The 434-nt window shown below is 58.8% G+C and carries 1 protein-coding gene; it reads right to left on the bottom strand.

What is annotated here, in order from left to right; translation table 11 throughout:
* Positions 1-89: 89 nt before the first annotated feature.
* Positions 90-434, bottom strand: a 345-nt coding sequence (locus AC04SH_RS34975) for an IS5 family transposase (protein ID WP_488578089.1), incomplete at its 5' end; no start/stop codon positions are given.

Raw genomic sequence — 434 nt, 5'->3', positions numbered from 1 at the left:
GGCGAATGTCTTGTCGGATGCCTTTCCCTCCGAGATGAGGAGACGGATCGGCAGGCCGTCTTGATCGACGAGCGCGTGGACCTTGGTACTCAGTCCGCCATGAGAACGGCCAATGGCGTTATCCGGACCCCCTTTTTACCGCCCGCCGCGTGCTGATGGGCGCGGATTATCGAACTGTCGATCAGATGCAAAGACTGTGGTGACTTAGCCGCCAGCGCTTCAAACATCGCCAACCAGACACCTCTTTTGGCCCAACGGTTGAAGCGGTTGTAGACCGTGGTGTAGGGGCCATACCGCTCGGGCAGATCGCGCCAAGGCGATCCGGTCCTCAGAACGTAAAATATGCCATTGACCACCCGCCGATCGTCGACCCGCTTCTTGCCCAAGCCATGTGGCGGCAAAAGCGGTTCCACGATTTGCCATTCTGCTTCGCT

The sequence above is a fragment of the Mesorhizobium sp. CNPSo 4688 genome, assembly GCF_057784295.1.
Note: the sequence above shows the minus strand (reverse complement) of the source record. Positions and strands in the feature narration are given on the sequence as shown.